Annotated in this window: 8 protein-coding genes; 1 reads left to right on the top strand and 7 read right to left on the bottom strand. The window is 61.6% G+C overall.

Annotation, left to right across the window (positions count from 1 at the left end; all coding sequences use genetic code 11):
* Nucleotides 1-123: 123 nt before the first annotated feature.
* The 6 genes from FS320_RS34485 to FS320_RS34460 all read right to left on the bottom strand — a co-directional run bounded on the left by FS320_RS34485 (nucleotide 124) and on the right by FS320_RS34460 (nucleotide 6,725).
* Entirely contained in the window at nucleotides 124-348 is a 225-nt protein-coding gene (locus FS320_RS34485) for a hypothetical protein (protein ID WP_152716896.1), read from the bottom strand.
* Between the two features lie 36 nt (nucleotides 349-384).
* Nucleotides 385-888: a peptide deformylase gene (locus tag FS320_RS34480; RefSeq protein ID WP_162003425.1), complete on the bottom strand. Its 504-nt coding sequence runs from the start codon at nucleotides 886-888 to the stop codon at nucleotides 385-387.
* A 48-nt stretch (nucleotides 889-936) separates the two neighbouring features.
* On the bottom strand, nucleotides 937-1,332 hold the full coding sequence (locus tag FS320_RS34475; RefSeq protein ID WP_152716895.1) for a VOC family protein: 396 nt from the start codon (nucleotides 1,330-1,332) through the stop codon (nucleotides 937-939).
* Between the two features lie 499 nt (nucleotides 1,333-1,831).
* Nucleotides 1,832-2,869: a hypothetical protein gene (locus FS320_RS34470; RefSeq protein WP_152716894.1), complete on the bottom strand. Its 1,038-nt coding sequence runs from the start codon at nucleotides 2,867-2,869 to the stop codon at nucleotides 1,832-1,834.
* Nucleotides 2,869-5,760, bottom strand: coding sequence for a penicillin-binding protein 1A (locus FS320_RS34465; protein WP_152716893.1), 2,892 nt, complete (start codon nucleotides 5,758-5,760; stop codon nucleotides 2,869-2,871). The genes FS320_RS34470 and FS320_RS34465 overlap by 1 nt, the downstream gene beginning before the upstream one ends.
* Before the next feature lie 206 nt (nucleotides 5,761-5,966).
* On the bottom strand, nucleotides 5,967-6,725 hold the full coding sequence (locus FS320_RS34460; protein WP_152716892.1) for an SDR family oxidoreductase: 759 nt from the start codon (nucleotides 6,723-6,725) through the stop codon (nucleotides 5,967-5,969).
* Between the two features lie 178 nt (nucleotides 6,726-6,903).
* On the opposite strand from FS320_RS34460, the gene FS320_RS34455 reads away from it, so the two are divergent.
* The gene (locus tag FS320_RS34455) at nucleotides 6,904-7,323 is read left to right on the top strand and encodes a DUF1236 domain-containing protein (protein ID WP_152716891.1); all 420 of its coding nucleotides are present in this window, start codon (nucleotides 6,904-6,906) and stop codon (nucleotides 7,321-7,323) included.
* A 74-nt stretch (nucleotides 7,324-7,397) separates the two neighbouring features.
* Here the strand turns inward: FS320_RS34455 and FS320_RS34450 are convergent.
* The coding region (locus FS320_RS34450) for a DNA translocase FtsK (RefSeq protein WP_152716890.1) at nucleotides 7,398-7,551 on the bottom strand (154 nt) is incomplete at its 5' end.

Below are 7,551 nucleotides of genomic sequence, written 5' to 3'. Positions count from 1 at the left end.
ACTTCGCATCTGGTACCGAGGCCCCGTCCAATGGGGATCAATCCACTTGCAGATCCCGCACCGCTTCGAAGTGCCGTCACAAGAGACGGCAGGCCAACCGGTCAAAATCACTGTGTCGAGGATCTAGTCTCTGGTGCTGATGGAAAAGACCTCATGACCGGCCCCATTCAGAACGCGCACGGCTTCGACCTCGGGATCGCGGGATTGCGGGCGGCGGGCCAGGGAGAACACCTTCAGGGCCCGCTCCTTTGCTTTGTCGAGGGAATCGGTGCGGACCATGATCCGGCGGATGACGCCCCCGCCCGCCTCGTCCGAGGCCACGGTTTCAATACGATAGATTTCGAACACGGCTTTAAAAACTCCACCATCAGAGCAACTCCACCATCACGCCCTGATGCGCTGGAGCTTTTCGAACCGCTTGATAAGGCGGTCCCGCTTCAATTTCGATAGACGGTCGATCCAGAAGATGCCGTCGAGCTGATCGGTCTCATGCTGGAGGCAGACAGCCATCAGGCCTTCCACCTCCTCCTCACGTCCCACTCCGTCAAGACCTCGGTAGCGCACCCGAACCCGGGCATGGCGCTCAAGCTCGTCGGTGACGCCCGGCATGGAGACGCTCCCCTCCACATGTCGGATCATGTCGGAGGAGGACCAAACGATGTCCGGATCAATATAGATGTGCGGCTCGCGGTCGGATTCCAACTGGATGACCACGAGCCGTCTGAGAACGCCAATGTGCGGCGCCGTGATGCCGATGCCGGGTGCGGCATGCATCGTCTCCGCCAGATCCCGGGCAAGTGCCCGCACGTCCTCATCGATATCGCCGACCGGCTCGGCCTTTTGACGCAGACGAAAATCGGGAAAGCGGACGATCGGACGGATGGCCACGTGACCTCACTTGGGCAGGGAAGCTGACGGATGATCTGCGGGTTCAGGCTACTTGTAGCGGCCGCGGCGCTGAAGCACCTCGATCTTGTACCCGTCCGGATCTTGCACGAAGAAGAAGCGCGCCAGAGGCGTGCCCTCGAGTTCGAGTTCCTTGAGCGGTGTCGGGCTAAGGCCGAGGGATTCGAACCGGGCGTGCTCTGCCTCCAGATCGTCGACCGAAAATGCCAGATGCCCATATCCGTCGCCGAGCACGTACGGCTCCGTCCGACCATGATTGATTGTCAGTTCCAGTTCGAACTCGCTTTCTGCATTGCCCAGGTAGACGAGCGTGAAGCCTTCAAACGCCAGTCGCTCCGCCACCCGGAGGCCGAACGCCTCGTCGTAGAATGCGAGGGAGCGCTGCTCGTCGAGCACCCGGATCATCGAATGAATGGCCTTGGCCATGGAAAGGAACCTCTTCAGCGTCGATCGCCCCACCTGTTCCGGCAAAGGGGACCCACATCAATCAACCGGTCCTGGAGATAACAGGGCGCAGCACGGAACGGAAGAACGTCGAAGCTCGCCGATGAACGGCCGCCTGCAACCCAACAAAAAGCCTTCCCCGGCGGGAGCCGAGGAGGGCAAGTTCGGGAGGAAGAAACGCTGACTGCCCGGCTCCAACACCCTTGAAACCGGATTGTTACGCGGATGCGGCGTTCCACCACACCTTTCGTCAGTAATCCGAAAATCCAGTGAGAGCCTGGATCATGGCGCAATCAAGGAAAATTGATGCCTGCCAAGGTTCGGGAATGGCATTTCCCAAGGAACATTGATCAAGCTGAATGCTTGGTTTGGTACGGAGGCACCATTCCCCGCAACCCCTTGTCGCCTCCGCACACTCTGCAGCCCCGTTCGGCCTGATTGGAACGGGGCTTTTTCATCAGCTCAGCCCCTACAATCCGGATTATTGCTCGAACTGCCCGGCGATGGACCGGATGCGGTTGCGGACATAGTCGGGAAGACCGGCGCTGATGGAACTGCCGGAGTTGAACGAGCTTTTGCCCATCAGAACCTGGGCCGGGATCAGGTTCCGCAGCACAGGAACGCCCTCGAATTCCTTCTTGCGCTCCAGAACATCGGTTTCAACCGCAAGGGTCATGAACACGGTTGCCACCGTCTTGCCGGCATCAGCGGGATATGGCTGGAGCACCGCCAGCAATTTTCCGAACTGCATGACCTGATTGACGTGAAAGATCGTCTGTTCCAGCACCCCGGCAACGGGGGCATCGAGGCCGGTGAGCTTGGCGAAGCCGGCGCGCTCGATCTCCTCAGGCGGAAGCGTACGGATCTCCGTTTGAAACTCCATGAACTCCGAGATCTTCTTGCCGCCCTCCTCAAGCTTGTTGGCGAGGCGGATTCCGACTGGCAGCTTGCCTTCCAACGGATAGCGGGATTCGATGCACAGGCTGCCTTCAGCCTCGCACCAGCGGCGGCTCGGATGACGATTGTAGGCGCTCTGTGGATCCGCCTGTGGTGCAGCCTGCTCCGCATCGATGCGGCGATGCTTGATGGAAGGATCAATCTTTTCGAGCACCTCGAGCCGGGTGTAGCGCCCAAGATCGATGGCGCCAGGCGCCTTGCCGATCAGGAAGCGTGCCTCCACCACATACATGTGGAGCTTTTCGGTGTAGGACTTCGGGATCCCATGAACCGAGACCTTGATGGTCGGCTCAATGTAATCCGGAAAAAGGCTCAAAAGCTGTTTCTGCAGAGGCCTCTCGCGCGCCCAATCCTCGAACCGGATCAGGCCCGTGCCAGTATCGGCAAGCCTGTCGTCCCTATGATCGCTGAAGACGATGGTTTTGGGCTTCAGCTTTGACGGCGCGATGGCCGTTACCGACGGCACCTCGTCGATCTTGAACTCCTGGGCTTCGAGCGCTCCAGCGGAGACAAAAAGAGCGAGGACGGTCAGCATCCATCCGAAAGGCTTCGTCGATGTCATCAGTAAACCTGTCCGTTGCGCCAAAAATAGTCCGGGTCCACCCGCTGGGGCCGACGGGGAGCCTCATCCTCCCACCACCAGCGGAAACCCCTGTCGGGCTCGGCCTGGCGGCGTGACGGGGGAGCATTCTGGCGCAGGCTGTCCAGCCAGCCCGGCCCCTGCGCATAGGGACCGTCTTCGTAATAATCCGGTCCACCCCTCTCCTCGCCATCGCTCCACGGATCGGGATTGCGGAACGCATACACCTCCGATTGGGGTACGAGGCGGAACTGCGTCTCGTTCAAGCGGCCGAACCAGCTCAGGCGGAAGTATTCCGTAAAGCCCCTGCCCTGCCCGTCCGTCAGCCGGTCGCCCGTATTGAGATCGATCGGCAGAGCGATGAGCTGCTTGGCCGCCTGGGGCGATGGCGGGCTGAGGGGCGCCTTGGGCGCATGGTGCTCCCATGCCGCCTGAAGGATGGATTGAAAGATGGGAGCCGCCACCTTGCCACCGGTCTGTCCACGTCCGAGCGTCCGGCGCTTGCCGTCGGCGTTGTCATGCCCGACCCACACGGCAATGGTGACGTCGTTGGTGAAACCGACGAACCAGGCGTCGTTCTCGTTGTCCGAGGTCCCCGTCTTGCCCGCGGCATAAGGCGCAAGGGCCTTCAAGGAGCGGGCCGTACCGCGCTCCAGCACGCCCTGCAGCATGGTCTTCAGCTGAAAGAAGGCGGCCGCATCGGCGGAACCGAGCCGAACCAGCGAATTGGCCTTGCGGCTGTAGATGGCACGTCCATTCTCTTCCACGGTCTCGATGGCATGGGGTACCGGCATGGCGCCCTCATTGGCAACGGCCGTGTAGAAAGCGGCGAGATCGAGGATCCGCACTGGCTGCGCGCCGAGAACGAACGGATAATGCGGCGTGCATTCCAGGTAGAGCTGCGCCTCGATCGCAAGTTCGCACACCCGTTTCAGGCTCTGCTCCGGGGAGGACTCGATACCACCGTCGAGCAGACGTGCCGTCACCAGATTCTTCGAGTTTTCGAGTGCCCGACGCAGGGTCATGATACCGGAGCGCCCGCCGTCGAAGTTCTTCGGGCTCCAAGAGTCGCCCCTTGCATTGGCCTCGCCGCCCACGGGCGGCAGCGTTACCGGCGCATCCCAGATCAACGTGTTGGGCTGCAGTCCCTTCGCTAGCGCCGCAAGATAGGTCAGCGGCTTGAAGGCGGAGCCCGGCTGCCGGTGCGCCTGCGTCGCCCGATTGAGCTGGCTCAAGGGATAGGAGAACCCGCCCGTCATGGCGAGGATGCGGCCGGTCCTGTTCTCAAGGACGACCGCTCCGCCCTGCACGGACGGAGGCGTCCTCAAATCGGCGCGAACCGCACCCTTGCCCTTCTGCTCGATCACCTGGACACGCACGACGTCATAGAGCTTGAGGTCGCGGCGAGCCGCCTCCCAGGCATTCAGCGGCAGAACGCGCCCATCCGCGAGGCCGACCCGCAAGACATTGGCTCCAGTCTTCCGGTCCTTCCCCTTTTCAATCACGACGGCCGCCGACCAGTGCACGTCATAGAGAGGCAGTCGCACCGCCTCCAAGGCTCGCTTCCAGGCCGGTGCGTCATCCTCCGTGACTTCGAGCGCTTTGACGGCCTGCGCAAGATTGGCTTCGGCGCCTTGGTAGCGCTGTCGTCCGATGCTCAACTCATAGCGAGCAAGTCCCTCCTGCAAGGCAGCCTCCGTTGCCTGTTGCAGAGCGGGGTTGATGGTGGTTCGCACCGTATAGCCGCCCGCACTCAGACTCTCGATATCGGCAAGCGCGCGGGCATCCCGGCTCACATGATCGACGAAGTGAAAGCCCGTCGTGCGCCTGATGCGCTCGAACGGCACCCTCGGGGGCAGAGAGGCGATTGCCTGCTGCACCTGGTCGGACTTCAGGAATCCATCGTCCTGCAAGCGGCTCAGCACATAGGCCATGCGTTCCTGAGCGCGATCGGGCTTCGTGTCGGGACTGTAGTAGTTCGGCCCCTTGGTCAGGCCCGCGAGCAGCGCCCCTTCGGAGACCGACAGCGCCTTGGCGCTCTTCCCGAAATAGCTCCGCGCCGCCATCTCGATTCCCCAGGAGGAGCGGCCGAGATAGATCGAGTTGAGGTAGATTTCGAGGATTTCCGCCTTGCTGAGCACGCGTTCGATGCGCGAGGCGACGATCATTTCCCGCATCTTGCGATCATAGGTCACGTCGTCGCCGACGAGCAGGTTTTTCGCCACCTGCTGCGTGATGGTGGAGCCGCCCGCGGGCCGTCCAGGATTGGCCAAGTTGCCCACGAAGGCGCGGATCACGCCACGCTCGTCCACGCCCTTGTGCTGATAGAAGCGCTTGTCCTCCGCCGAGACGAAGGCCTGCTGCACGCTTTTCGGAACATCTGACAAGGGAACCCAGATGCGCCGGTGATCGGGCTCGTACACCTCCGCGAACCGCTTGCCGTTTCCATCCAGAATGACGCTGACGCCAGGGAGCTTGAGGCCTTTCAGCTTTCCGGCATCGGGAAGCCCGGCGACGGCCGCATTATAGTAAGAAATGACCTCGCCGAGATCGACAGGCGACGGCTCGACCTTCTCGTCCTTGCAGAACTGGCGATAGCTCGCATGCAGGTCGTTGAAGCTCAATCCCTGCAGCACCTTCAGATCGCCCGCGATAGCCTGCGGGTCGTCCATGGCCGTGGTGATGAGATCGTCGAGATTGATGTCCTCGATGTCGAAGGCGCGCCGCATATGGGTGCAGCCGTTTTTCAGGATCTGCGAGACCTGTTCCTGATCCCGCGCAGGATCGAAGCTCGTCCTGACCGAGTCCGGATCGACGAGAACCTGGCTCAAGGTCAGGGCGGTTGCAAAGATCTTGACGAGGATCGCACTCATTCCGTCGCCGTCATCGAAAAACTACACTCCATGGGAAGGCAATCGGCACGACCGTTCAGGACGTGCTCCGCCGCCAGTTCGCATCCTGCTTGGAACAAGCTGAATAGAAACCGTACATCGCGGCTGATTTAGGACCGCTCTTCCAGTGAGATGGAGCAGTCCAGCTTACTTCCCAGATGGGAATGCCCCTTTCACGGCAATGTGTCTCACCCGCGCCCGACGAACGGCATCTTCGTCGCCATGACGGTCATGGTGAGCACATTCGCGTCGAGCGGCAGCCCGGCCATGTAGACTACCGCATCGGCCACATGCTTGGGGTCGATCCTGGGCTCGGGAGCGAGCGTCCCATTGGGCTGCAGCACGCCCTCCGTCATCCTGGCTGTCATGTCCGTGGCGGCATTGCCGATGTCGATCTGCCCGCAGGCGATGTCATAGGCGCGGCCATCGAGGGAGGTCGACTTCGTCAGCCCCAGAACGGCGTGCTTGGTCGCGGTATAGGGAGCCGACAACGGGCGCGGTGCGTAAGCCGAAACGGATCCGTTATTGATGATACGCCCACCCCTCGGATTCTGATCCTTCATGATCCGGAACGCCTCCTGCGCGCACAGGAAGGTCCCGGTCAGATTGGTATCGACCACCCTTTGCCACTGCTCGAAGGGAATATCCTCGAATGGGACGGCCGGAGAGCCCATCCCGGCATTGTTGACGAGGAGGTCAAGCCTCCCGAAGGCCTGCTTCGTGGCGCCGAACAAGGCCGCAACGGAGGCAGGGTCCGTGACATCGGTCGGCACGAGGAGGGTCGAGGCGCCTTCTTCCGCTATCTCTCGCGCGGCAGCTTCCAGTGCCTCCTGCCGCCGCCCGGCCATGACGACACTATAGCCGGCCTTCAAGAGGCCTGCAGCGATCGCCTTGCCGACTCCGGTCCCGGCTCCTGTCACGATCGCAATTTTGGAACGTTCCGCCATCGTATCCTCCCAACCCATGTTTCTGTCCGTCTTGAAAAAGCATTCGAGGTCATGAACGGCAAGGACAAAAGGTTTGCCTGCCCACACCTTTCAAATGAGGAGCTTGTCCATTGGACCGCGATGGGAACCGGCCAAGCTTTCCCGCGTTCGCATGGTGGTACCCGGAAAGGAATCCGTCATGCGCAATCACGTCCTAAGCTCGGCTGCCCTCCTGACACTTCTAGCTCTTCCCCTTGCCGCATGCCAGAGCAGCACTGAAACCGGTGCAGCGACTGGCGCTGCGGGCGGTGCGGTGACCGGTGCTGTCATTGGAGGTCCCATCGGTGCCGTTGTCGGCGGCGTTGCCGGTGCCGCCGTAGGAGGCGTTCTCTCGGCCGAGGAATCGACCCGGGTCCGCACCTATGTGGTCGCCCAGCGCCGTCCTACGATGCGTGTCTCCGAAGAAATCGTCGTCGGCCAGCCGATCCCGCCGCGCGTGAGGCTCTATGACGTTCCCCCGAGCGTCGGGCTTCGGGACAATTACAGCTACACGATCGTGAACGACAGGACCGTCCTGGTTGATCCGGACACCCGAACGGTCGTTCAGGTCATCCAGTAATGTAAAGTCTCCCTGCACAACGAAAAAGGCGGCTGGTACCAGCCGCCTTTCTTTCATTGCCATCGGGAGAGCAATCAATCGTCCAGGTCGAGATGATTGATCAGAATCTCGCGTTTCCCGGCGTGGTTTGCGGGTCCGACGATGCCCTCGTGCTCCATGCGCTCCATGAGCGAGGCGGCGCGGTTGTAGCCGATCTGCAGCCGGCGCTGGATGTAGCTCGTCGACGCC

The organism is Microvirga tunisiensis (genome assembly GCF_009296175.1).
GTDB lineage: Bacteria > Pseudomonadota > Alphaproteobacteria > Rhizobiales > Beijerinckiaceae > Microvirga > Microvirga tunisiensis.
Note: the sequence above shows the minus strand (reverse complement) of the source record. Positions and strands in the feature narration are given on the sequence as shown.

Bases quoted from the DNA above. Each gene is read 5' to 3' on its own strand.
- FS320_RS34475 (WP_152716895.1), bottom strand. From the start codon at position 1,332: ATGGCCAAGGCCATTCATTCGATGATCCGGGTGCTCGACGAGCAGCGC.
- FS320_RS34470 (WP_152716894.1), bottom strand. From the start codon at position 2,869: ATGACATCGACGAAGCCTTTCGGATGGATGCTGACCGTCCTCGCTCTT.
- FS320_RS34465 (WP_152716893.1), bottom strand. From the start codon at position 5,760: ATGAGTGCGATCCTCGTCAAGATCTTTGCAACCGCCCTGACCTTGAGC.
- FS320_RS34460 (WP_152716892.1), bottom strand. From the start codon at position 6,725: ATGGCGGAACGTTCCAAAATTGCGATCGTGACAGGAGCCGGGACCGGA.
- FS320_RS34455 (WP_152716891.1), top strand. From the start codon at position 6,904: ATGCGCAATCACGTCCTAAGCTCGGCTGCCCTCCTGACACTTCTAGCT.